Consider the following 25,668-nt stretch of genomic DNA (forward strand, 5'->3'; position numbering starts at 1 on the left):
ATAAAGCATAACCCATATAAAATAGGCCAACCAGTAATCACTACTAGTTGACCTTATAATACGAAAGCGCCCGATTGCTTAATACTTTAAAATCCATAAGTACTGTAAAAATGGTTTCCAAGTTATTTTACTAAAGTCACCCTTTAGCAAAATAAGTTCATATTTATTACCAAGTTATCAAATAATATTCAAGATGCAGAAAAATCGAAAAGGGTGACAAGATGGAAAAGGAAAATCTAAAACTCACATCATCGGAAATAGGAAGTTTGTGGGGAGAGTATGTAAATGGAACAGCTGTTGATATTGTAAATAGATATATGGTCTCTATTATTGAGGATGAGCAAATTAAAGCTATTTTTGAGGATGCTATTAAGACATTCGAAAAGCAAAAACATCAAATCGTTACTTTTATAGAAAATGAGGGATTTCCAGTTCCAATTGGATTTACTGAATCTGACCTCTTTAAAGGGAAACAGAGATTGTTCACCGATATATTATGCCTGAACTATTTACATATCATGACATTACATGGTTTGCTGGGGCACAGCACATCATTAGCTGTCTCCGTTAGAAAAGACTTAAGGGATTTTTACGATTCTTGTGATAATGATGCAAAAAAGATGTATCATCAAACCATTGAATTATTACTTGAAAAGGGAAGTTTCCAAAGAGACCCTTTGTTTTATCCTGCGGAGAACCCTGAATATATCTCCAGCCAAGATTTTACAAATGGGCTTTTTGGAACGGATAGACCATTATCTGCGACAGAAATCATAAGTATTTCATTCAATATTAAAAAAAATATTATGGCTAAAACTCTTTCTATTGCATTCGGTCAAGTCACTCAAACCAAAGAGATAAGAAAGTTTTTAACGGATTCCGAGAAAATTGCAGATGGACAAATAAAATCATTTGCAAAAATAATGCAAACCGATAATTTGCCAGTTCCTAAATCATGGGAAACAGAAGTGACAACTTCAACGGACTCTCCTTTCTCTGATAAATTAATGTTGTATCATACTGGATTCCTATTCCAAGCTGCACAAGCGTATCACGGGGCAGGTTTAGCATCAGCTATGCGAACAGACCTTGTTGCCACTTACGAAAGCACCATTCTACAAAATCTTATGGTTACTAAAAAGTGGTTTAATCTTATGGTAAAAAATAAATGGTTAGAACAGCCGCCACTTGCTCCTAATAGGAAAGAAATTGCTAAAGAAAAGTAAAAGAAATGCAATATGAGTATTTATAAATGAATAGGAGTCCATTTGAAAAACTAATGTGGAGCATTGCCCTTCCAGGGTTTGGGCAGTTTTTAAACGGAAAATATTTTAAAGGCACAGCATTATTGATTCTTGAATTTCTGATCAATGTATAAGCAAATTTTAATCAGGTCATAATTCTAAGTTTTCATGGGGAAATTGATGATGCCATAAAACATGCAGATTATCAGTGGTTGATGTTTTATCCTTGTCTGTACTTTTTTTCTATTTGGGATACAGTAATAGATGCAGGTGGAGGAAAAGACACTTATTCTTTTCTTCCGTATTTGTTCGCTGCGTTTTTTGTAACAGTAGGATTGATTTTTTCCTCAAGCTTAACGATATTTGGAGTTTTATTGGGTCCTGTATGTTGTTTTTCCTGGAACAATAACCGGATTTATTATTAAAAAAACATAAATATCACTTCTTAAAAAACCATCCTCTATCTACTTTTAAAAGGAGGATGGTTTTTATGTGAATAAGCAAGAAGTATTTCATTAAATGGCTCGTTTGTTGAATAAGAAAAATCCTGCATATCAACACAGGATTTTTTTAAAACTTTCTTATAAATGATCAATCTTTTTTACAATATTACATCTATGTTTTATAAAATTAAGTATGAGTTATCTGGAGGTTACCATATCTGCAAAGGGATTATAGTTAATAACGGTCTCTAATATTTGCCTAACGTACTTTTCTACTTCTTCTTGTGTTGGTACAATCTACCTTAATTCTTGTGATGCAAATAAAGCAGCTGCCCAAATGGGTGCCGGTGAATCTTTATCCGGTCTTATTGCGTTACTTCCAGGGGGAGCAGCAATAGCTGGTATTGCGACCAGTATATACATATACCTCAACCCAGAACAATCATCTGTTCAATCTTTATTTTTAATCACTTCAGTATTATTGATATTATTGATTCAAATAATATTAATATTCAAAAATCAAGAAGTAATTAAAGCGAATCTTTTCAAAAAAAAGTCATCAATCTCCCGAATTATTGATACTAAATTGCTAAACCTTATTTTTGTGAATATATAACAAAGTCTTTGATATTAAAAAGACGAATTAAAAAGGAGTCCGTTTAATAATCGGATTCCGTTTCTCTTTTACTTAAGTATTCTCGTAATTAGACATCATTTCTTCTCCATACTATTATTTATTTACAATATTTTGGTACAATGATGAAAATAGAACCTTAAAATTAATAACCTTGATTTATTCAACGGTCGGGCATAATTGTAGAAAAATTAAATCCCAATTTCCATTTATGTCAGTGAGAGATTGGGATTTTCCACTTCCATAATATCCTAAATGTTGTAAATTCGCGTTTTGCTGATGTACCCCTATTCGTTTCTTTAATCCATTTAGTTATAGTGTCAAATTTCGCATCATTTATTGGATTCTTTTTACACTAGTAAATTTTCTTATATTCTTGCTCTAAGTATGAGGTTGTAGCTATTACAGTTCTATCAGCATTCTTGTCTACCATATCAAAATAAAGTGCTTTTACATAGTTTACACTTACTTTATTACCAAAAATAAGCGTTAATTCTAAAAATAAGCGTTAATCCTTATTGGATCAACGCTGCTTGTGATTGAATTTATTTTTTATTCTTCTTTCCATACGGTTTAAGACGTTCCTTTTCAAAAATACTTTAAGGATTAAACCCGTTACTTCAATTGTCGAACATTCCCTCATTGAAGTATTTTATCCCTATATTCGCTATTCTTAACGATTTCCTTAGCATTCATTTTTGTCCAATCTAAAACTGAATGATTCGGATTATTTTCAATGAAACTTTCAGTTATTTGATAACCGATTTTATAATTTGACCATCCTGGAATTCCTTTAGAATAATTCCCTATAAAAAAATCATTATAGATTTTCCAATCCGTTGAATCAGCATTCTCTCTTAGTTCTTTTAAAACTTTCGCCTCTACATCCTCTGGCAGTGGTTCTGTCCAAGGAGGCTTTGCCTCAGGATAAAGAATGTTCGCAAAGGATTCTGCTTTCCCTTCTGTGATCGTTAAATCTAGTACGCTATTCATACTTTGCTCGCGATTATAGAATAGATTAACGGTATGATGATATTCGTGTGCCACAACACGTTTAAGATCCATTTCTGAAACAGTCGGGGCAATCATGAAAACAATTTTTTTTCCAAAATAAGTGAGAGCGTTTACTCCTCTCATCTGATTAATGACAAACCAATCATCAGGATTAACTGGGAATATATAAAGCTTTGTTTCAGCCCCTGATGATAACAGTCCTGCTGATTCTGTTATTGCTTCCTCTATCCATTGATTGATTTGTTCTTGATTTTTAAGTAGCTTCTTCGTGTTTTTTTCTAGCTGCTCTATTTCTGTTGTGGTGGAAAAAGGGTTACCTAATGTAACATCAGAAAGAGCGGACTTTTCTTTAAACGGTTCTAATACAATTTCCGTAAAAACCTTTTTAATGTCCAGCTTAGGATTTTCATTCATGATCTCTGTATATGTAAGTACTTCCTCATAAAAGGAAATGATTTCAAATTCCTGCTTGTTATGTAAAAATCGGTATGTCGTTTGATTAAGTGCACTTTCTTTTTCCTCTACCTCTTTGTTTTGTTCTGTATGGTTTGAACACGCTGAGATGAAAGTAATAAATAGTAATATAACTGATAAATTGATGAAACGTCCCATTGATTCACCCCACAAATTAGTGCCATCAGCATTTAAATTCATACATGAACAATCTATTTTTTACTTGAACATAAGAATCCATTTCAGTTTAAGATTGTTATTCCTTAATTTGTTCCTATCCATAAGAAAGAGCGTAATTCTTCCTGCAGAATTGCGCTCAATCGCTGAATAGGCATAGGATATCTTTCGCTTATATTCAGACTGCAAATTATAATTCCGCAAAATCATGCCATTTGTCTTCATCATTCCGAATTTGTCATAATACGGAACTAAGTCATCATCACAGCATAAATCAATCATATATATCATCAAGTTCCTTTAGTATTCGATTGACCAATTCCCTTCCTATCCCTTGATTTTTGTAGGTTGGCAGCACTTCAAGAAGTGGAATATAGGCTGAGAGAACCCCATCACTAATTGCGGTAATGAATCCAATTACTTGATTAGTTTGTTCATCTATCGCAATAACCACTTTGCTGCTATTTTTTAATAATTTTAGATGCGTATCTGGTTTAGGCGGATTGGGCCAATCTACAAAAAAACCTTTTAACATGTCGGATGAAATCCCATCGAGTGAATTCGTATAGATCATCATATATCAGCTCCTAATGATTAATAACCTATTAGACAGATGATATATATATCAAAAGTAAACTAGCAAAAAATGACCTCCAAGCATTCTAATGAATATCTAAAATATTCTATTTAAATTTCCAAAATCCTTCCATTTGGGTTTAATATAAGAAATATTTTATTAAATAGCTCTGCTATTACTCATTGTTGATATGTATGACAATTCAATAGGCGGAGAATTTCCGCCTATTATAGTAAAAGGAAGCTGAAAAGCAGAAATAAGCGGAGATATTCCGATTAACTGCTCTAAAAAAGACAAAATCCAACGATTTGGATACAAAAAGCGGAAAAACTCCATTTATTTTTAAGGAAATATGGATATTTCCCAATTTAAACGGAATTTTTCCGTTTATTTTTCAAACCAAGTAAAATCCATCCAAAAACACCTTTTATCCACATTAATGACTTATCTCTTTTTTCAGCTGTTAACCAGGTTTCACTATCGTATTTCAAAAATAATCAACAACAAGACTACTCTTTAAGTTTGTATTGTTGCGAATTAGTTCAAGAATATATGTTATGATAGCTTGAAAGACATCTATCATAGGTGATTCTGATGAATAAAAAATCGAAAAAAATACGATCACAACAGCTCGTGCAAGCAGAAAATGTCTATATGAACTCTCCTCGCTTATACCTCGCTTATTTTTATGAGTATAACTTAAAGATGGTTTCCAGAGAGAAAATGCCCAATATACTAAAACAACTATTGCAGCTAGATTTACTAACCCCCTTTCCCTATAACGATACTTCTAAATTACGTGCTGATTTTAAAGAACACTTCCTTGAAGACGACTGCATAAACGGTGACTTAAATACATACTGGATGACTATCTCCGGAAGTTTAAGTTATATTTTGAGGGGATATCCAAAAGAAGTTCCTCAAAGTCAGATAGAGTGGCTCGGATGGTCCTTCTTCGATAGATATAAACAATATCGATTTTTGGAACCGCACATTCATAACTATCCCGTTTTTTATGAAGAATACTGCAATCATGAAAAAGCGCGGATTGTCATCTTGTGTTATTTGTTTCTTGAATCTAGTAATTGCTAAACTATAAATGTGTTGATCCACGATGGATTAACGCATTTTTTTTGTGGATGGTTATTAATCATCTTAGCTATTAAACAATGAATGCTTGATGTTAATCCCTTTCCCAAAATAATATGCCACTGTCATCTGCAATGACAAAATAATTGCCGCTAAATGAAAATCCATAGCAATACAAAAAACCACGGTAAATACGAACACAGTTTTTATTGTATCCTTCAAGAAAACAGTCCTCAAATGGAGGCTGATAGATGATGTCTTCACAAGGGTAAAGAGGAGATACTCTGCGTAAACGATCCCCGGATTTACTGCCGATTGGCAGAAGACTCCCTCCATACTTGCTTGCTAACTTAATCGTTTTATCTTTTAAAATGTCAAACCCTTCACAAATTAACAGCGTTTCATCTAGTTGAAAGTCTTCTGAATAATCTCGAGCAATCTTTTCTGCTTTTGTTAGATCGATAAGTCCTCTGCCATTCGAGGATACGACCAGGCAAAAATCAGATGATTCATCAAACCCAAAATATTCTAGTCCACCAACATTCATGCTCCCCTTATAGGTCCAGCCAGACGGACTTTTAACAGAAGGTATTTTTTCTAATAGGTTAGTAATTTTATTTCTATGTTTTTCAAATGCCTCGCTTTTAAAGTAATCCATTTATGCCCTCCTTTTGTTCATTATTTAATTCATCATAGCAAAATTGCTCCTATCTATGTAGATGACACTCCAGCTTGTACCCTCTCAATCATAGAATATCATTCTAGGAGGTTATTTAGTCCTTTATGACAAAAAAGGGTTGCAAAAAAGGTGATTCATATTTTATATTAGAGTTTATGATTTTTTTTTAACACTCCTAAAATCATAGTCAAAATGTAAGTCATCAGGAATTTTAGGAAGGATGTAGTAGTATGAAAATGTATCTCTATCCTCTGCTAGTCATTATTGCAGCTAGCAGTTTTGGTGTTGTTTCCACCATCATTAAATTGGCCATGCGCAGTGGCTTTTCAGTATCGGAGGCCGTTACTAGTCAATTTTTTATTGGTTTTTGTATCGCCTTATGTATTTTCTTAGTGACAAATAGATCAAAATTTAGCTTTAATGGAGTTAAATTTCTTATTCTTGCGGGGATTTTAACGGGGTTAACCAATATTGTATACGGTCATTCACTGAACTTTTTGCCGGCTTCTTTGGCGGTTGTTCTGCTGTTTCAATTCACATGGATTGGCATGCTGATTTCTTGTATTTCCAAACGGCAATTTCCAAGCCGGATTGAATCGATATCCTTACTCGTATTAGTAGCTGGAACGATCCCAGCAGCTGGGTTGATGGATGTTGATTTATCGCAAATTCCTTTTCAGGGGTGGTTATGGGGGCTAGCTGCTGCTCTATGTTATTCCTTCTTTTTATTTGTGAATGGAAAGGCAACTGCAAGTATGACAGCCTCAAACCGTTTAGTATGGGTTTCTTTTTCTGCGTTTATGATTACGGCCGTCTTTCAGTCTCCAGAAATTATTTGGAACGGTACATTATTCAACGAAGGACTTTGGATGTATGGATTGGCATTAGGATTATTCGGCATGATAATCCCTGTTTTCTTATTCACGATGGCCGTTCCTAAGGTTGGGTTAGGGATGTCATCGATATTGAGTGCGATTGAATTGCCTATCGCTGTAATGGTATCCGTTATCTTATTAAGCGAAACGGTTTCACCTTTGCAAATCGCAGGGATTATAACTATTATTATCGGTACATGTTTACCGACATTGCTAAATAAAAATGGTTTGTTAAGTAAACATAAAATGTCAAAACAAACGATGGCAGGTTAACACTAAGGGACGGTTCTGCTGCTTCAAGGAAGCATGAGAACCGTCCCTTTTCCTTACACAAACCTCCCATATTCCTTCTCAAACAACAGCTTAACCATTCCAACTGGCCCATTCCGGTGTTTTGCAATATCGATTTCAATAAATTTGTTTTCGGTGTTGTCTTTGTTGTAGTATTCGTCCCGGTAGAGAAGCATGATGAGGTCGGCATCTTGTTCAATGCTTCCGGAGTCACGAAGGTCGGACATTTTCGGGCGCTTGTCCATTCTTTGCTCGACTCCTCTTGATAGCTGGGAAAGGAGAATAATCGGAACCTCATATTGCCGGGCAAGCTGTTTTAACTCCTTTGTGATGCTGGCAATCGCAAGGTCATGGCGATCATATTTTCTGGATACGGCGATGAGCTGAAGGTAATCAATCACAACAAGATAGTCTTCATCAGGGAATTCCCGCCGCATTTTCTGGATTTGGGCTCTTAGACCCGAGACGGTTTTCTGTGATGGATCATGAATCTGGAGATGCCATTGATGGAAGACACCTAGAGCCGTATTGGCTTTTGCCTGATCTTCCTCGGTAAATAGTCTGTAGGGATTTTTCCATTTGGCTCCGTCAATTTTTGATAGGCTGCTTAAGATTCGTTTGGCAAGCTGCTTTTTCGGCATTTCAAGTGAAAACACGTCGACAACGCCGCCATTTTTACAGCAATTCATCGCTAACGACAAGGCAAAAGCTGTTTTTCCCATGGATGGCCGAGCTGCCAATACAATTAAATCTCCTTTGCTCCAGCCGCTTGTCATCCGATTGAGAGAGTCGAAACCCGTATCAATCCCATTCAACTCACCTTGGTCCTCATACATTTCGTTAAAAATGTCCATGATCAGATCCTGCTTCGTTTCTTCCTGCGTCATCCCAATTTCCTGGAGCTTGATAAAAGTCTGATAGAATTGCTCCGCCTCGATCAATCTCCCATCATTTAAAAATCTGGCTGCTGCCCGTTTTAACTCGCGAAGCTTATAATGCTCAAGCACGATCTCCTGGTAGTCTTCCAGATGAACGGTTGTCGGGCAGCTTACGGCAAGACTCGTCAAATAGCTGACACCGCCGATTGATTCAATCTGACTGCCAAGCTTATTGACTACTGTGACCACATCAATCCCTTGTGATTCCTGACGCAGCTCAGCCATCGGTTGAAAAATAAGCTGGTTTTTCTTTTGAGAAAAATGATAAGGTTCGAGTATGAGTTCAAATATGCAGTCTGGTTCTAAAAAGACAGCCCCTAGAATCATATTCTCCGCTGCAATCTCCTTACTTTCGGATGGATGGGGATAGCCATTCAGGCGTTGGTTTCCTTCTGGCCAATTGCTGATCTCGTACAATACGCTCCCTCCCTTCCCGCTCCCATTGTTTTGTTTGCTGAAGAAAGTGATTTTTTCTCTCCTGTAACACTGCAATCTCTGCCAGAACCGGCGGAAAGGGATGCCTCGCAATATGAGCGGTCAATTTTTGCATGACAAGCTTACAATCCATTTCCTTCATCACCCTTAGCCACATGAGCACTGTTTCATCGCTGATTTTGAATTGCGGATATACTGATTCAATCGTCGCTAACACTTGAATGACTTCTTTCTTATCCATTGTCCTCAACCCTCTCTATTGGAGGATCCCTTGCATTTCGAGCCGGGCAATGCGGTCCAGAAGGGTTTCTCTTTGAGGTTTCTTCTTTTTCCCTTTAGATTTCTCAAGGCGTGTGACAATCGCCGCCTCATAATAGGCCATGCTGTTGATGCGCTGATTTGGTGATTTTTTCTGATAAGTCGAATAAATATTTTCCATCCAATTAAGAATATTTTCTAGCGGGACGTCAAGCATGGCGACTTTTTCAATTGCATACATGTCCTTCGCTGACAAGAATGCCCCATGATTGCGGAGCTGCAGAAATCGCTCCGTGATGGCATGAGTTCTCGCGGTTTTGTCCCTCTTTTCCTCAATCTGGGGCTCTCCTAGCTGATCCTTCTCTTTTACTACCTTTTCCTCTTTCTTCTCTCTTTCTTGATTTTGTTCCACCTTCGTATCGTCCTCGTTTTCAGATGGTTCTTCCGTCGTTCCGCGAAAAGAAGGGCAAAAAAAATCTACGAATCCTTTTGTTTGAATTTCTTCACAGTTTATTAAAGTAAACAACGTTTCCACATTCGTTTCCTCAACAGTAATTAACCGTTTTTTCACGAGCTTATCCACCGACCGCTTGATAGTGCTCTTGGAATACTGCTTCTCACCTCTGCCTTCACGGTACCCCAGATCCTCCACTAACTTCGAATAGGCCCTTATGTATTGCCCGCGTTTTAACGGGACACCGCTTACCATCCGCCCATCCTCTCTTGTTGCTCGTGTCAGCAGCAACAAATAGAGCCGGAACGGAACAATTTCGTTCCATAAATCAACCTCAATCACATCTCGATTCAATTTCACCCAGCCGCACATATATTTACCACCCTTCCATTTATATTCTCACCTTTTATATATAGAAATGTAGCCAAATTGGACAGGGTCATTCTGTTTACTAAATAAAAATGACCAGGTGCTGTGAACACCTGATCAACGCCAGCTGGAAGCCGTATATGAAATGACTGCCTATAAGGCAAGAATAAATTTAGCCCAAATTTGGGAATATAATATAAATTGTTCCGAAGGTGGATGACATGAACAACTATACAAATGATAACACTGCCAGACGATATAAAGCCCATGTTAGTATTTTTGGAACAACACAATTGCATTTAAGAAATCCTTATATCATTGCATGGTGGTCCGCAGCGTTTCCTGGGTTCGGGCATATGCTTTTATCTAAATACCTTAGAGGCTACGCATTATTTATTTGGGAAGTTATTGTTAATGTTAATGCGCATGTTAATTCTGCAATGATTTATTCCTTTCAAGGGAATATTGACATGGCAAAGGATGTATTAGACACGAGATGGCTTCTTATGTATATTCCTGTTTACCTTTTTGGCATTTGGGACAGCTATCGGACAACAGTAGATATGAATCGAATTTACCTTTTAACAGACAGAGAGGATCACCGTTTTAATAGTTTTGCTATTGGGGCATTAGAGATTAACTACTTAGATAAACGGAATCCAATTGTTTCTTTGATGTGGTCACTGTGTATTCCTGGTCTAGGTCAGTTATATATTCATCGGATTTTAACAGCTATATTTGTCATCGTATGGCTAGTAATTTTTTATTATTTTTCTCATATTCAAGAGGCGATCGTACTTTTGATTTTAGGGGATGTAAAAGAAGCTACTTCCGTGCTGCATTCAGACTGGCTTCTATTTATTCCTTCGCATTATGGGTTTGCTATTTATGATTCCTATATTAATACGGTAGAAAATAATAAACTTTTTGAAAAAGATTTAAGAAAACATTTAACCTTGAATTATCAATCGAAAAAGTTCCAAATACTTAAAGGACAAAAAGTGAAGTGACACATATGCAGCTTTTTTCAACATTTGAAACCACTGGATACTTAGAAATGGCCATTTCAACTTTAGAAAAGAAAGGGATACAAAAAGAAAACATATTTGCTGTTCCACTGGATAATCGAGCAGAAGACAGTAAACTTTTTGATACCCTGCATCGCTCAGACGGTACAAGTCTTATTGATATAGGCATGGCGTTAGCCACAGCATTTTCAGTGATTGGAGCAAGTATCGGATTTAAATTAGCGTGGGGTCCTATATATTGGGGGCTTATTGGCGCATTTGCTGGGTTCGTTCTTGGCTTTTGTATACGCCTTTTTGTGGAATTGGTTGTAAAGAAGAAGAAGAGAGTTTTAAAAGGAAAGCATGCTGAAATCATCTTAATTGTTGATTGTGAAGAATCAAAAGCCGAATTAGTTGAGAATATCCTTTGGAGTCATTTTGCGTTAGGAGTAGCAAAGGTAAAGTGATTAGCACCATGATAATTGTTGAACACTCTGATTAGGTAAAGGTGTTCTGTTTTTTATACATAGAATAAATATAGTCAAAGATAGAAAGCGACAAAATTAACGGCTCCCTAACAATAAGAGAAAGAACAACTCTTACTTAAGGAAAGGAGAGCAGTTCTTTCTTTTTGTGGTGACAATAAAGATTAACGAATTACTAGGCAATTTCATAAATGGTAGATGTTATGTGGTTTATTCCTTGCGCATTAGAATTCGAGAGTATATATTTAAAACCTCTATAGTATCTAACCTTTAAGTGCGGTTGCTATAAATGTCTGCATTTCGGCAAATGTCTTAAACATTTCCTGCCCTTTTCCTCGATCATGTGAGCCATTTGCAAGTACTCGAAGAAGGATTGGATTATCACTCTGATTCAGTTCCTGCATTTTTGCAGCAAATTTTTTAGCATGATAAGGAGGAACATTATTATCAAATTCACCTGTTTGTAAATAAATTGCAGGATACTTGGCTGGTTTTATATTGTGGTACGGTGAATAGGAGAGCATATATTCAAATAAATCTTTATCCATTGGATCGCCATATTCTGTTATATACATGGGACCTCTATCGTCATTTTTAAATCTAATCATGTCTGTATGCGGAACGGATGCGATAACAGCTCCCCATAGGTCGGGGCGAAGTGTGATCAAGGCTGTCATTAATAGTCCTCCATTTGAACCTCCACAAATGGCAATTTTCTTAGGGTTCGTCCAACTTTTCTCGATTAACCATTCTGTTATATCAATAAAGTCAAAAAACACGTTTTTCTTATTCTCCAAATTCCCTTCCCTGTGCCATTGAGTACCATACTCATTTCCCCCACGTATATTGCAATTTACATAGACATATCCCTTTTCTACCCATTCATGAATATCCAAACCTATGAAGAAGTTTTGAAAAGATGGGGGCATTGCATAATTGTAACCACCATATCCATACATTAGAGTAGGGTTATTGCCATCCAATTTAATATCCTTTTTATGAACAATGAAGGCAGGAACTTTAGTCCCATCACGAACTACTATAAACTCTCTTGTAATTGTTATATCATCTTTAACATCTGATTCATCCGTTACAAATACCGTTTTAAGTTCATCGGTTTTCAAGTTATATTTGAGTCTACTTGGAGGGGTTAAGAAAGATTCAAATCCAAAATATACCGTGCCTGACGGTGAAACCATTGTTGAAAGAAACCCTCCTATTCCAGTTACAGTACCCATTTCCGATGGTAAAGTTAGATTTTTAATCCACTCACCCTGATAATCAAACACAGCTAACTCTGAAACAACATCATCCATATAAGAGACTAAAATCATATCCTCATCTGCAATCGCGCCTTGGATAATCTTTTTACACTCAGGGATTACAACTTTTGCATTTTCACAGGTTCCTCCATTCCTTTCTATAGCAATGATATTCCCAAAGGCGCACTTATGGTTCGTAAGAATCAAATGGAAATCGGAGGTTGTACCTATATATTCAAAACCAGCCACGATATTATCGGTTAAGGTTCGTACTTCCCTTTTATCAATATCGATCATTAAAAGCTTACTGTTGACATAATCAGTACATATTTGGGCAAATATGTATTTACTATCCTTCGAAGCAGTTAAGATGATGAAAGGAGAGTTTTCTTTATAAATGAATACTGTTTCTGTGATATCTGTTTTCCAATTATACGTCTTAATATAATTGATATTTATGCATTTATCATGATCAACCTTTGCATCGGAGAAATAAATGGTCTCTCCATCATCCGACCAGACAGCGGAAAAACAATTATCTATTTGTTTTAATAACACTTTTGTTTGATAGTTGTAGACCAATATGGATGGACGTGCTGCACCGTGAGGATTTACAGAAACAATGCAAAATCCATTATCCTTTGGTGAAGGTTTTACACCATATACATTAAATTTTTTTCCAAACATATTGCTATCGGCTACAGTTTCAAGTTCATTATATTCTAAGTCTAAAATAACCGCAGAAAATTCCCCATTCTCATTCATTTTGCCAGCAAATATTTTGTCTCCAAGTTCATATTCACCAGAGTAATCAGGTTTTTTCATTTTATCCATCATCTTCTTTTGAAGTCCTTGAACATTCTCCTTTGTGGAATAGGCAAAATAGTTATCTGTAAAGTTATTTTGTTGTTCGACCCACTCCAATACACCTGGATCCTTTGCATTTTCAAGCCAAACATAGGGGTCAGACAAAATTGTCCCATGATAATTTTCTTTAAATGCTATTTTTGTAGTATGAGGATAAATTGTATTCATTGGGTATACTCCTCTCGATTAAGATTCATTAATAAAGTCCTTTAGAATAACTTTCATCAAGATCTTCTTGAATAGATTCTACACTTTCATTAGGTAGTTTAGAGTGTTCTAATAATATTTTAGAAGCGGATGGTAATGATGCTTTATCCTCCCAAGAATTTGGTTCCCATAGATTTGAACGTTTAAAGGCTTTTGCACAATGTATAAAACATTCCTCAACCTCTATTCCAATACCCAAAAGCGGCTTTTTCCCTTTAAACGACATCTTTTCAAGGAGTTCATCGTCCGTTACTATCATTGCTTTTCCATTTACTCTTAGTGTCTCTCCTATGCCTGGTATAAAAAAGAGAAGACCTACCCTAGGGTTTGATAATATATTTCTTAATGAATCTATTCTCTTATTCCCAGGTCTTTCCGGTATAATTAATTGCATCTTATTTAATACTTGAACGAACCCTTTATTGTCTCCTCTCGGTGAAACATCGCAAAATCCGGATTCATCTGAGGTGGAAATAACTAAAAACGGGGATTTAGAAATGAAATCAGCACAGTTGTGATCAAGGTATGAAATCACTTTCCTTCTTATCAATTCACCTGGAAGTCCTATAATCGATCGTAGTTCTTCTTCCTTGTTAACCTTTTTTAGAAATTGATAGTCTCCCATATTCTCCCCCTAAAATATATCTTTATCTAGAACAAGACGGTATTGTATCAATAATTAACTTTTCACATCCTAAACTTCACCTAAAACAGGTCCACCGCCTTCTGTACAAAAGTACAGATAAGCGACGGACCATTCACATCCTTTTAGCTATGAACTTTATTCTTCTGTAAATAATCCGCAACTAACAAGCCGCATTCTAATTGAATGGCAACAAGCTTTTTAATAGGTACGACCTGGTAATTGATCTTTTCCTCTAATTCCTCACTAAGGTCTTTTAAATGTTCCAATGCACTATCAAATGCTTGTTTTAAAGTACTTTTTTTATCTTGATTTTCTTCGTTGGTTTCTTCCATTTTTGTTAATTCCGTTTCACTTGCCCTCACTAATAGACCATAAGATAGCATTTTATAAAACTTTGTAACTAATAAATTGTCAAATTCTTCAGCCACTGTAGCATTTTTTAGGAAATCGGGATTTTCCGATACCATTGCTTTCGTTGCAGTATTATTTTCTGCGTTATCAGTAAACGCCTCTAATGCGAGTCGGAAAGGATTTCTTTCATCTGAATACGGTTTGATTATATTTAACGTCTTTAAAATATATTTATCTGATTCCTCAGTAAACTCCAAGCTCTTTAAGACTGCATCTTTCCGGCTTAAATCTGATTCTGAAAGATCCTTGATTCTTTCATCAAAAAAGTAGGGCAACTCTGTCAATAGGGTAAATGATCCCCATTTTTCCAGTGCATAATCGGCGCTGCATGTTCCAACATTTATACTTTTTTCAGGATTTTCAATGCCGTATTTTTCTAGATAGTCATAGTTTTGGCGAATTCCCAAGCTTTGATAAATGGCTGGGTCATATGCCACACAATATGGAGCTTCAGGTTCTCCCAAACTAAGTGGAACCCCTTGTTTCGTTGCCGAATTTCGTAAATCATCATAGATGTCTCGAGTTTCTCCAGTAATGTACCAGTACGCTCCTCCAAAACCTGCATTATGCAGCGAATAAATAAATTTTGGTTTTATCTCATCAATGAGATTCATCATAGCCTTGGTTTCAGGGATAGGATTATGGAAATGTAATTTCTTGTAATCAATTGGAAAGGTCCAGTCAACCTGCTGATGTCCAGCAGGTCTGAAAAAGTTTCTTGAGTATTCATATAGTGTGAAGGGACCTTTAAACCAATTTTCGTTTAGCTTTGTACCATCTGCGTCCCATGATTTGACGACATACCATGTATAGTCCAATTCTTTTCGTAGAGCTTCATTGCTAGCAAGTTCCCTTGTAAAGTATTCCAACATCATGGCACCAATAGGCTCATTCGGATGGGGTAATCCGAACATAAGTGCATTATTAGAACCATTCCCAATTTTCAGACAATATAACGGATGGTTATTTCTTGTTCTCCCCATTTCAAAAATATCTACAACTTCTGGAAACTCTTCGGCCAACTTATGGCTGCTAGCATCCATTTCATCGACAGTTAAAAATACCTTATAGTCAGGGATATTATTGATTACATCTTCAAAAAGCTTATTCATTCTATACCTCCTCGTATTTTAGCCAAAGGACAAGCTGCCACTTTATAGAAAGGGATTATTGAATATCAGTATAGGTATACTCTTGCCACCCCCATTTACCGGCCCCATCAATCGGTAAGTTCACATAGGCAGCATTATTGGCGTCATACCCTGCATAAGTGACAATCGGTACAAAAGGCAGATCCTCGGCAAGTAGTGTCTGTGCTTCTTTATAGTATTGAGCTCTCATTTCCTGGTCTCCAGTTGCTGCTCCTTTTGCAGTTAATTCATCAAATTTAGGGTTACTATATTCACCATAGTTACTTCCTACCCCTGTACCATATCGTTTGGCAAGAGCTGCAGGATCTGGACCCATAAACCCACCTTGCATTTCAATCATAAAATCTCTTTCTACGCTAACCTTTTGATTCCATGCATTGAATTCACTTACCTTGAGCTCTATGCCAATTCCTGCTTCTGCTAAGGTTGCTTTCATCAGATTGGCCATATCTGGATAACCACTTCCTTCAAATACATCAAGGGTAATCCCTGTTACATAAAAACCATTAGCATCCTTCTTATAACCTGCATTCTCAAGAATTTTTTTGGCTTCAACAATATTAAATTGAGGGGAGACCTCTTCTGTATTCGCTGCCCAGTCAATTAAGGATGGATACATGCTATACTCCGGTACCTGGACGCCATTATAAACCTTTTTAGAAATTTCCTCCTTATTGATTGCCGTTGCAATAGCTTTTCTCAAATGTACATCTGCCAATGTCTCATTTTTTAGATTAAAAATTATTCGGGCAGGTGAAGGATATTCATTTAATGCCATTCTAATTTTGCCATTTGCCTTCATTTGGTCAACACTGGATGATGGAACATTTTCATAAACATCAATCTCCCCATTAATAAGTGCCTGAATCGCAGTTTGTTCATCAGGTATTATAGAAAAAACAAGTTTATCTAGCTTTGGTTCGCCATCATGATAGTCCTTATTCGGTATCAAGGAAATGTTAACCCCTTGTTTAAATTCAGAAAACTTAAATGGACCAGATCCAATTGGCTCTTTTGAAGCTGGATTATCCTCCCAGCTTTGGCCATTATTAAAGACATGTTCCGGTAAAATGAAAGTAGCATACCAGCCTAGATCAGCAATAAATGAAACATCAGGATCATTTAATTTAAAGACTACGGTGTGATCATCTGGTACTTCAATAGAATTGACGATATCTAGTCTAGAATTAAAATAGTAAGTTTTATTTTCCTTAATAGTGTCGAACGTGTACTTTACATCTTTACTTGTTACTGGCTTTCCGTCATGCCATTTGGCATTATCTTTTAAATGAAAAGTAATAGCTAGCCCATCATCACTTACTTCCCAATCCTTTGCTAAGTCAGGAATGATTTGTTTGGATGCATCTAATTTGACCAATCTATTAAAGATATTTTGCACAATTGCATATGCATTATCATCTGCTATCGTATCAGGGTTAAACGACATTGGATCTCCCCCCGATCTCACAATCAATACTTTGTCACTTTTTGACTCTTTCCCTCCTGTTTCTGTTGAAGTGCCTGAGCACCCTATAGCAATTATTGAAAAGAAAGCTAAGATTAAGATTAGGATATAAATTTTCCTCTTCATACTATCTCTCCTTGTCATAAAATGCATGGAAAATCCTATTAATTTAACCTAAACATTCCATCTCATTCCTTATTAATCATATCAATTTACTTTTTAACAAGTTGAAGGGCCAGAGGTTTCTGTAATCTTACTAATTACCTATTAATAACTTTTCCCATTAATCAACTCCTCACCATTTAATAGTCTATTATTCTAGTAATTAATACCATCTATCACAGGCTACTATGTGTCCCTCACTAACCTCTGTAGCAGCCGGATATTTTTGGAAACATTCTTTCGAAGCCTTAAAACATCGTGAAGCAAAATAACACCCTGGTCCCGGATTAACCGGAGTAGGAGGTTCTCCCTGAATCTTAATAATCTCCCTCTGTTCATCTGGATCAATAGATGAACAGTTAGATATTAAAGCTTGAGTATAGGGATGCTTAGGATTGTTTATGATTGTATCGCTATCCCCATATTCCACCACTTTTCCTAAATACATGACAGCTATTTTGTCTGAAACGTATCGTGTTAAGGCAATATCATGACTGATAAAAATAACAGTGGCATTCTTTTCCTTACTTAATGTTAGGAGCATATTGATAATTTCTGATCGGACGGATACATCCAGCATTGAAACAGGCTCATCAGCAATGATAAATTTAGGTTCAAAAAGCATGGAACGCAGTATGGATATTCGCTGCAATTGTCCACCTGAAAGTTCATGAGAATATCTCTTCATGATCTCATCTGCAGGACGAAGACCACCTGACTCCAATGCCTTTATACATATTTCTCTCCTTTCTGCATTTGTTTTTCCAATCCCATGAATTTTTAAAGGTCTCAATAAAATTTGCTCGATTGTATCTCTTGGGGTAAACGTATCAAAAGGATTTTGAAAAACAATTTGAACCATTCTTCTAAATTTTTTTGTATCTTTCTTCATCAATTCTTTAGTGGAAACACTATCAATATATACATCGCCATTTGTAGGATTTTCTAGTCTTGCTAGAACCTTGCCTAAAGTAGATTTTCCACAACCACTTTCCCCAATCACCCCTAAGATTTCCCCACGTTCCAATTCAATCGAGACCTGATCTACCGCCTTTATCCATTTTCGTTCCTCCCGTATCGACATAAAAAGATTTTTGCTTTTTTGCGGATACCACATGGAAATCTTATCAATCTTTATAAACGGGCTTTTGGTCTTCATTTATTAACTCACCTCCGCTTGAATACAAGTGACACCATACTGTATTCTCATTCATTTCTACACCTAATGGTTTCTCTTGTTTGCATTTTTCCGTAGCCTGTTGACATCGTGGAGCAAAAATACATCCCTCTTGTTTCACTGACAAATTAGGGAGATAACCGCTTATACCAGTTAGTTTTAATTTCTCCCCCTTAAGGGAAGGAAAAGACGATAAAAGCCCTCGTGTATAAGGATGTTTGGGATTCTTTAAAACATCTTTAACATATCCAATCTCCATAAATTCCCCAGCATACATGACTGCAATTTTATTGCATGAAGCGGCCACTACTGATATATCATGGGTAATCATAATTCTTGTTACATCCAAGGTCTGTTCCATTTTTACAATTTCATCTAATATCTGTCCTTGTGTTACTACATCAAGTGCAGTCGTTGCTTCATCCATAATTAATAATTTGGGATTATGGACTAAGCTTATGGCAATTGATACCCTTTGCAGCATTCCTCCTGATAATTCGTGAGGATACAGCGTATACACTCTTTCCGAAAGATTTACCAATCTAAGCAGATAAGTAATTCGGCTGAAAATTTCTTCTTTGCTCGCATTTGGTTTATGCACCCTATAAATATCTTCAATTTGCGGACCAATCCGATGCACAGGACTAAGTGCATTCATGGACTTTTGAAAAACAACCGCAAGTTCATTCCATCTAATGTTTTTCAATTCCTTCTGATTTAATTGAACTAAATCCTTCCCAATAAAATTTGCCTTCCCCGTAATTTGCGTATTTTTTTCAGGCAATAATCTTAAGAGCGCCATTGCTAAAGTAGATTTTCCTGAACCCGATTCTCCTACTATTCCTAAAGAATCACCTTTATTAATTTTCAAGTTAACATTTTTCACTGCATAAACTTTTTTACTTTTATTCACATATGTTACGCTAAAATCCTTGATCTCTAATAATTGATTCATTATTCTCCACCCTTCCCGTTGCTATGTTTCGGGTTCAGAACGTGGTTTAATCCATCACCTAGCAAATAAAATACTGTTACTGTTAGTACTATTGCCACCCCAGCAAAAGTAGCAATCCACCAAGCAGATGTAATATATTGCTTGCCCATAAAGATCATTTGTCCCCAGCTAATTACATTAGGGTCACCAAGCCCTAAGAAGCTGAGCCCTGCTTCTGTTAATATTGCATTTGACATGCCGATTGTCGTATTTGCTAGGACTGGAAAAATACCATTTGGAATAATGTATTTAAATAGAATTTGAGTCTTGCTCTCCCCCATGGTTATAGCGCTCTTTACAAATGTTCTTTCCCTTAAAGAAAGTGCCTGCGCTCTTATGAGCTTGGCATTGCTAGGCCAAGTGGTTAGACCAATTACTATCATAACGTTTGTAATACTATTATCAAAAAGGGCTATTACTAGAAGGATAAGAAAAAATGTAGGCACCATCATGAACGCATTAATACACTCTGAAACAATTAAATCTAGCTTACCGCCAAAGTAGCCAGCAATTCCGCCAATTAAAATACCTAAAACAGCGGATATAAGAGCAGATATAACAGCTACCATCAAGGAGGTTCGTACCCCGTAGATAATCATGCTGAAGACATCTTGGCCCAAATGATTAGTTCCAAGCAGATGTCCATTTACTCCTAGACCATTTAAAATATCTTGACCATAATGATATGGGTCTAACGGAGCAAGAATTGGTGAAAGAATCCCAACAAGCAATAGAAATAGTATGCCGAATACTCCTAATTTGAGCTGTATATCACCATTGATTACTTTAAAGGTTGCATAAGTATTCTTCTTTACGCTTAACATGGCAGGTCCCCCTTTTAGAATCGGATTCGTGGGTCAAATGTGGCATAAACGATATCTACCAGAACCATGACAACTGCAACCGAAATTGACATAATCAGATAGATTCCCATAAGGGTTGGATAATCGCGCTGATTGATTGCAGTTAGCATTAAACTGCCAGTTCCAGGCCAAGCAAAGACGGTTTCAATCAGAGCAACCCCTGTAATTAAATAGGCTAATGAAATGCCAAAAATTGTGATAGTAGGTAAAATAGCATTACGGAGGATATATTTATTAAATATTTTCCTTTCACTCATTCCCGTTGCTCTTAATGTGACGATAAAATCCTCATTAGTCACTTGCAAAATAGATGATTTTGCAATTCTGAAATATATAGGGATTTCCACAAGCACTAATGTGCACACTGGCAAAACCATATGTACGATTACATCCAAAATATAATCGAATCCGGTATGAGCATCACGTGTATTGATCATTCCATAAGAGGGGAGGAGACCCAACACAGATGAAAAGATAATTATTAAAATCAAACCAAGCCAGAAAGCTGGCATAGAGTTAAAAATATATGCTGCTCCTGAAAAGATAACATCAATTTTTGATCCTTCATTTTTGGCAGCATACATACCCATTAATGTTCCAATGATAACAGCCAAAATAGCGGCAGTAAGTACTAATAGAAGAGTTGGAACAATTCTCTCAGTAATCATTGCCATAACCTCTTTATTGTAAATAATTGATATTCCTAAATCCCCCGTTAGGGCATTTTTCAGATATATGGCATACTGGGTTATCATTGGCTTATCAAACCCATATTTTTCTTCCAAAGCCGTACGTAGAATAGGATCATCGTTATCTTTTCCCATAATCGTAGATATAGGATCTCCAGGAGCTAATCTGATAATAATAAAATTTATTGTAAAAACAACAAAAATCGTTAATAGCCCCATGAATACTCTTCTCGTAACATACTTTTTCACTCTATTTCCCCCCCTGTTAAACTTCTTTTTATCTAGAAGTTATAAAAAATATCAAATTCCCCTTCCGATATGAACACGTTCATATTATAATCAAAATATTAGCAACAATTTTTGATAGTGTCAACAGAATATTCTGTCTATTCTAAATTTTTATTTTATGATTCAAAAGACTACTATTTAAGGAGTGAGTTCTATTCCTAAACAAACATTTTTCAATTTGCCAGATGAAAAAAAGCAAAAAATAATAGATGCAACATATAACATTTTTATTTATGAAAAATATGAGGATGTAAACATCCGAGATATCGCTAAAAAAGCCGGTATTTCGATTGGTAGTTTCTATCAATATTTTCATGACAAAGATGATTTGTATTTATACTTTTTTACTTGTATCGAAATGAAATATATGGACAAACAAAAGGAAAAAACAAGCAGTATTTTATTTGGAAAGGAAACAATACCCATCGAGGAAGTATGTACACAAATTGAAGTTGAATTTAATCGCACATGGTATAAGGTCCCTATGGAAGTTATGCAAAAGTTTTACTTTGGGGAGTATAGTAGAGAGCTACATGCTTGTTTAATGGATGAACTTATGGAGTATAAAAATGCTGGAAAATTAAAGGATTCTGTTGACACACAATTTATTTTCCATTTATACACAACATCTATGTTTAATATATTGAACTACTTTAGGGATAACGATATTACGGATGAAAACGAAAGATTGGAAATCAAAAAAAAGTATTATCAAGATATATTTCTTAATGGAATACTAAAAGATTTAGAGGATAAGTGAACATACAAAAAGTTCAACTATAAAACAAAGAAACGGTTCTCCCTGCTTCTATGGAAGCATGAGAACCGTCCCTTGTTTGATTACTCACTCATTATCTACTAATTTAATATTCTTCGATAATGAGTAATAAGCGTATAATCATCTTCATGAACAATCATTATTGCTGTATCAAAAACCTTCCCCAGTAGTGATGCACACATTAATTCTAGAATTCTTCAAGTTCACCTTAGGAAGAAAATAAGAAAGCATAATAGAATTATTTCATATAATAACCTTGTTTAAGCTAACTGATCGATACCTCAATAATGACATTAACCTTATCAAAAAATTGGTTCCTAAGATTTAATCATCAAATTCCAAAATTCTATTTTATTATAACTACTTTTGTATTTTTAAATTCCCTCATCTACATCCAAACTCTTTTTTTATTTTTAATAAATTTCTCTTAATGGACCTGATTTATTTTTTTAGTAAGGCTTGAGTTGTATAAAACTCCCAGTTCCCTTCCCTGTCACCATAATATGACCCTAAAATAATAATCAGCGCACACCCTTGTTAAGATCTGACACCTTTCAAGTATACAAAAATAAGCGCAGTTCCTGAACCTGGCTTCTATATTCGATAGAAGTTAAGTGGATGATGGCTCAGATTCAGTTGAAAACCATGAGAAACGTCCTTCATCAAATGAATGATGGCCTAAAATCGGTTGAAAACCATGGAGAACCTCCTTCATCAAGCAAATGAAGGACCAAACTCGATTGAAAACTATGGGAAACGTCCTTCATCAAGTGAATGAAGGCCAAACTCGGTTGAACACCATGAGTAACCTCCTTCATTAAGTGAATGAAGGCACAAATTCAATCAAAAACTTATCATTTATGGGTTTCAGCTGCTAATTGAGCGTTCTAGAAAAAGGTTTACTGTTAAATTTTAAAGAATATGACAGTTCAAAAGGTACTCAACAATCTGCTAGTAAAAGCGTTATTCTGAACAGAGCCAAATAAAAAGAGATGGCAGCCGCCACCCCTTTAATGTTTTGTGCCACAATCATGCCCGTTTAAGTGAGCATTTGATTTTTACTATCTATCCTTCACGTCTTAAAAGAGGGTGAATGCTGCAACTAAAAGACCAGCAGAAACTTCTTGAAATCCCAGGAGTGATTATTTCCACATTATATTTATTTAATACTTTCTTTAAGTTTTCCCTTTCAGCTTCCCATTGCATCTGTCTTTTTCGGAAAAACTTCTTTATAATTTTCACCTAAGATAATTCTCTCGTTTCTTCTGTTAAGAAATCGTCATCACTTTGATCTTCCTTCGCTGGAAATACAAATTCAGATTGAGCGATAACGACTCTTTTCAAAGGAGCAAATTCACTTTTCACAAAAACATTGCTCACATCAATTCGAATTGCAGTTACGATTAATTTTCTATTACTTCAAAAATATAAGGTGTATTCCGGTAATGGTGGCCATAGTTCAGTCCATATCCCGCTATAAACTTATCTTCTATTACAAACCCTGTATAATCTACATTCATATCCACTTGTCTGCGTGAAGGTTTATCGAGGAATGTACAAGTCTTCATACTTTTTGGGTTTCTTTTTTTCAGAAAATCATAGACTGTTTTCATCGTATGCCCTGAATCTAGGATATCATCTACGATTAAGACATCATAATCGGAAATATCTATCGTCAAACCAGATACAATTTCTACTTTTCCCGTACTTTCTTTTCCGAATCCGTAACTTGAAGTTTCCATAAATTCAATTCTAACAGGAACGGTTATGTGCCGGACAAGGTCTGCTGTGAAAATAAAACTTCCTCTTAATAACGAGATAATAAGGAGATTTTTATCCTCATTTTGGTAGTCACTCGATATCGTTAAACCTAGTTCTTTCACTTTCTCCTCTATTTTTTCTTTACTATACAAAATATTTTTTTTCATTGTTTTCACCTTCCTAGTCATTTTCTATAATTATATGTGTTTCATTTAAAATACGTACTGAATAACCATATTGCTTATAAACAGAATAGCAATCATATATAGTGCTGGGTGAATTTCCTTCCCTTTCCCCATTAAGAGCTTTATTAGCGGATATAAAATAAAGCCGACTGCCATCCCATCTGCAATGCTATAGGTTAATGGAATTAATACAATAATTAATAGTGCTGGAAAGCTCTCTGTTAAGTCTTCCATTGAGATATGAACAATATTTTGCAGCATAAGGAGCCCGATTAATATTAGAATTGGCGAAACGGCACTAGCCGGTACGATTTTAATAACTGGGATAAACAGGATCGAAAGAAGAAACATACATCCAGTAACAATGCTCGTCAATCCTGTTCTTCCACCGGCTGTAATGCCTGCAGCTGCTTCCACTGATGCTACAGTAGGGCTTGTACCAAAAATTCCAGAAGAAAGTACTGAAACAGCCGTAGCCTGGAGAGATTTCTTGCTGCTTTCAGGCCGGTTTAACATGTTGCTATGCCCATGTATCAATCCGATATTTTCAAACACAATGACCATCGCAAAAGAGAGGGATGTTAGCCAGAAAAGAATATTTCCTGCTTATCCCCACGATATTTGGCCAAACACCCCTAGGTATTCATGAAAAGATGGCATTGAAAAGGATACCCCCTCAAAGTTGGCTCCTCCTAGCCATATGGATAGAAATGAAGTAATGATTATGCTTAATAATAGGTTACCTGGTACATTTTTTATAAATAATAAAATAGTAATAAGTAAACCAATAAATGTTACGATCACTGTCGGACTACTTAAATCCCCTATTGCAAGAAGCGTGTGATCAGAACTTGTAATGATCCCAGCATTTTCAAATCCTATTAAAATCAGCAGTATTCCAATTCCAATAGTAATGGCTTCTTTTAAGGAATTAGGAATAGCTGAAGTGATCACTCTTGCCAACGGAGTAAAGGCAATTACAACAAAAATGAGTCCAGAAACAAAAACCATTGCCAGCGCTTCCTGCCAGGAAAAGCCCCCAGATTGAACAATTGTATAGGTAAACATCGCATTAAGACCTATTCCAGGAATAATTAGCAGAGGCGTATTGCTCCAGATGCCCATGATTAAACATCCAATAAAACTGGATAAGATCGTTGCAATGATCCCTGCCTCCATCGGAATTCCTGCTACAGCTAAAATCGTCGCATTAACAATAATGATATAGGCCACTGTTATATATGATATAAGACCAGCAGAAATTTCTTTCCCCATCGTCGTATCATATTGATTAAATTTAAAAAAACGCTCCATATTAATCACCTTCTAACTATGAACAT

The 25,668-nt window shown here is 35.9% G+C and carries 22 protein-coding genes and 3 pseudogenes; 8 read left to right on the plus strand and 17 right to left on the minus strand.

Annotation, left to right across the window (positions count from 1 at the left end):
* Positions 1-221 precede the first annotated feature (221 nt).
* The 3 genes and pseudogenes from ASU02_RS15760 to ASU02_RS15770 all read left to right on the plus strand — a co-directional run bounded on the left by ASU02_RS15760 (position 222) and on the right by ASU02_RS15770 (position 2,303).
* Entirely contained in the window at positions 222-1,226 is a 1,005-nt protein-coding gene (locus ASU02_RS15760; protein ID WP_057765312.1) for a DUF3231 family protein, read from the plus strand.
* A gap of 26 nt (positions 1,227-1,252) precedes the next feature.
* A pseudogene (locus ASU02_RS15765) lies at positions 1,253-1,679 on the plus strand (hypothetical protein).
* A gap of 345 nt (positions 1,680-2,024) precedes the next feature.
* Positions 2,025-2,303, plus strand: a complete 279-nt coding sequence (locus ASU02_RS15770) for a hypothetical protein (RefSeq protein ID WP_057765314.1) — start codon at positions 2,025-2,027, stop codon at positions 2,301-2,303.
* Positions 2,304-2,960: 657 nt separating this feature from the next.
* On the opposite strand, the gene ASU02_RS15775 is transcribed toward ASU02_RS15770, so the two are convergent.
* On the minus strand, positions 2,961-3,947 hold the full coding sequence (locus ASU02_RS15775; protein ID WP_057765316.1) for a DUF2268 domain-containing protein: 987 nt from the start codon (positions 3,945-3,947) through the stop codon (positions 2,961-2,963).
* Positions 3,948-4,145: 198 nt separating this feature from the next.
* A pseudogene (locus ASU02_RS15780) lies at positions 4,146-4,539 on the minus strand (GNAT family N-acetyltransferase); the annotation flags it as partial.
* A 597-nt stretch (positions 4,540-5,136) separates the two neighbouring features.
* Here ASU02_RS15780 and ASU02_RS15785 point away from each other — a divergent pair.
* Positions 5,137-5,634, plus strand: coding sequence for a YxiJ-like family protein (locus ASU02_RS15785; RefSeq protein ID WP_232426267.1), 498 nt, complete (start codon positions 5,137-5,139; stop codon positions 5,632-5,634).
* 91 nt (positions 5,635-5,725) lie between these two features.
* Here ASU02_RS15785 and ASU02_RS15790 read toward each other — a convergent pair whose 3' ends face one another.
* Positions 5,726-6,289: a hypothetical protein gene (locus tag ASU02_RS15790; RefSeq protein ID WP_057765318.1), complete on the minus strand. Its 564-nt coding sequence runs from the start codon at positions 6,287-6,289 to the stop codon at positions 5,726-5,728.
* Between the two features lie 257 nt (positions 6,290-6,546).
* Here ASU02_RS15790 and ASU02_RS15795 point away from each other — a divergent pair, with 257 nt between their 5' ends.
* A complete protein-coding gene (locus ASU02_RS15795; RefSeq protein ID WP_057765540.1) occupies positions 6,547-7,458 on the plus strand; it encodes an EamA family transporter in 912 nt (303 codons plus the stop codon).
* A 53-nt stretch (positions 7,459-7,511) separates the two neighbouring features.
* Here the strand turns inward: ASU02_RS15795 and dnaB are convergent, their stop codons facing one another.
* From dnaB to ASU02_RS15810, 3 genes are read right to left on the minus strand one after another with little or no spacing between them, the layout of a single operon-like run.
* A complete protein-coding gene (gene dnaB, locus ASU02_RS15800) occupies positions 7,512-8,831 on the minus strand; it encodes a replicative DNA helicase (protein WP_232426268.1) in 1,320 nt (439 codons plus the stop codon).
* Positions 8,761-9,090: a replicative helicase loader/inhibitor gene (locus ASU02_RS15805; RefSeq protein WP_057765322.1), complete on the minus strand. Its 330-nt coding sequence runs from the start codon at positions 9,088-9,090 to the stop codon at positions 8,761-8,763. The genes dnaB and ASU02_RS15805 overlap by 71 nt, the downstream gene beginning before the upstream one ends.
* Before the next feature lie 15 nt (positions 9,091-9,105).
* The gene (locus ASU02_RS15810) at positions 9,106-9,933 is read right to left on the minus strand and encodes a hypothetical protein (RefSeq protein WP_057765324.1); all 828 of its coding nucleotides are present in this window, start codon (positions 9,931-9,933) and stop codon (positions 9,106-9,108) included.
* A 218-nt stretch (positions 9,934-10,151) separates the two neighbouring features.
* Here ASU02_RS15810 and ASU02_RS15815 point away from each other — a divergent pair, with 218 nt between their 5' ends.
* Both ASU02_RS15815 and ASU02_RS15820 read left to right on the plus strand, forming a co-directional pair.
* On the plus strand, positions 10,152-10,940 hold the full coding sequence (locus ASU02_RS15815) for a hypothetical protein (RefSeq protein ID WP_057765325.1): 789 nt from the start codon (positions 10,152-10,154) through the stop codon (positions 10,938-10,940).
* 5 nt (positions 10,941-10,945) lie between these two features.
* The gene (locus ASU02_RS15820) at positions 10,946-11,404 is read left to right on the plus strand and encodes a hypothetical protein (RefSeq protein WP_057765542.1); all 459 of its coding nucleotides are present in this window, start codon (positions 10,946-10,948) and stop codon (positions 11,402-11,404) included.
* A gap of 281 nt (positions 11,405-11,685) precedes the next feature.
* Here the strand turns inward: ASU02_RS15820 and ASU02_RS15825 are convergent, their stop codons facing one another.
* The 8 genes from ASU02_RS15825 to ASU02_RS15860 all read right to left on the minus strand — a co-directional run bounded on the left by ASU02_RS15825 (position 11,686) and on the right by ASU02_RS15860 (position 21,565).
* On the minus strand, positions 11,686-13,719 hold the full coding sequence (locus ASU02_RS15825) for a prolyl oligopeptidase family serine peptidase (RefSeq protein WP_057765327.1): 2,034 nt from the start codon (positions 13,717-13,719) through the stop codon (positions 11,686-11,688).
* Between the two features lie 28 nt (positions 13,720-13,747).
* Positions 13,748-14,383: a pyridoxamine 5'-phosphate oxidase family protein gene (locus tag ASU02_RS15830; RefSeq protein WP_057765330.1), complete on the minus strand. Its 636-nt coding sequence runs from the start codon at positions 14,381-14,383 to the stop codon at positions 13,748-13,750.
* Between the two features lie 143 nt (positions 14,384-14,526).
* Positions 14,527-15,927 carry a M14 family zinc carboxypeptidase gene (locus ASU02_RS15835; protein ID WP_057765332.1) on the minus strand — a complete coding sequence of 467 codons (1,401 nt, stop codon included), beginning with the start codon at positions 15,925-15,927 and terminating at the stop codon, positions 14,527-14,529.
* A 55-nt stretch (positions 15,928-15,982) separates the two neighbouring features.
* Positions 15,983-17,557 (minus strand): ABC transporter substrate-binding protein, encoded by a 1,575-nt coding sequence (locus ASU02_RS15840; RefSeq protein ID WP_057765334.1) that lies wholly within the window; start codon positions 17,555-17,557, stop codon positions 15,983-15,985.
* A 199-nt stretch (positions 17,558-17,756) separates the two neighbouring features.
* Positions 17,757-18,752 carry an oligopeptide/dipeptide ABC transporter ATP-binding protein gene (locus ASU02_RS15845; RefSeq protein ID WP_057765336.1) on the minus strand — a complete coding sequence of 332 codons (996 nt, stop codon included), beginning with the start codon at positions 18,750-18,752 and terminating at the stop codon, positions 17,757-17,759.
* Complete coding sequence (locus tag ASU02_RS15850; protein ID WP_057765338.1) at positions 18,721-19,725, minus strand: ABC transporter ATP-binding protein; 1,005 nt, start codon at positions 19,723-19,725, stop codon at positions 18,721-18,723. The genes ASU02_RS15845 and ASU02_RS15850 overlap by 32 nt, the downstream gene beginning before the upstream one ends.
* The gene (locus tag ASU02_RS15855; RefSeq protein WP_057765340.1) at positions 19,725-20,588 is read right to left on the minus strand and encodes an ABC transporter permease; all 864 of its coding nucleotides are present in this window, start codon (positions 20,586-20,588) and stop codon (positions 19,725-19,727) included. The genes ASU02_RS15850 and ASU02_RS15855 overlap by 1 nt, the downstream gene beginning before the upstream one ends.
* Before the next feature lie 14 nt (positions 20,589-20,602).
* On the minus strand, positions 20,603-21,565 hold the full coding sequence (locus ASU02_RS15860; RefSeq protein WP_057765342.1) for an ABC transporter permease: 963 nt from the start codon (positions 21,563-21,565) through the stop codon (positions 20,603-20,605).
* 217 nt (positions 21,566-21,782) lie between these two features.
* On the opposite strand from ASU02_RS15860, the gene ASU02_RS15865 reads away from it, so the two are divergent.
* Positions 21,783-22,364 carry a TetR/AcrR family transcriptional regulator gene (locus ASU02_RS15865; protein WP_057765344.1) on the plus strand — a complete coding sequence of 194 codons (582 nt, stop codon included), beginning with the start codon at positions 21,783-21,785 and terminating at the stop codon, positions 22,362-22,364.
* A 1,260-nt stretch (positions 22,365-23,624) separates the two neighbouring features.
* Here the strand turns inward: ASU02_RS15865 and ASU02_RS27235 are convergent.
* The 3 genes and pseudogenes from ASU02_RS27235 to ASU02_RS15875 form a co-directional block, all read right to left on the minus strand.
* Complete coding sequence (locus ASU02_RS27235) at positions 23,625-23,747, minus strand: hypothetical protein (RefSeq protein ID WP_269745990.1); 123 nt, start codon at positions 23,745-23,747, stop codon at positions 23,625-23,627.
* Positions 23,748-23,785: 38 nt separating this feature from the next.
* The gene (hpt, locus tag ASU02_RS15870; RefSeq protein WP_057765346.1) at positions 23,786-24,310 is read right to left on the minus strand and encodes a hypoxanthine phosphoribosyltransferase; all 525 of its coding nucleotides are present in this window, start codon (positions 24,308-24,310) and stop codon (positions 23,786-23,788) included.
* A gap of 45 nt (positions 24,311-24,355) precedes the next feature.
* Positions 24,356-25,642: pseudogene (locus tag ASU02_RS15875) on the minus strand (NCS2 family permease).
* Positions 25,643-25,668 lie beyond the last annotated feature (26 nt).

Source organism: Cytobacillus praedii, from assembly GCF_001439605.1.
GTDB lineage: Bacteria > Bacillota > Bacilli > Bacillales > Cytobacillaceae > Cytobacillus > Cytobacillus praedii.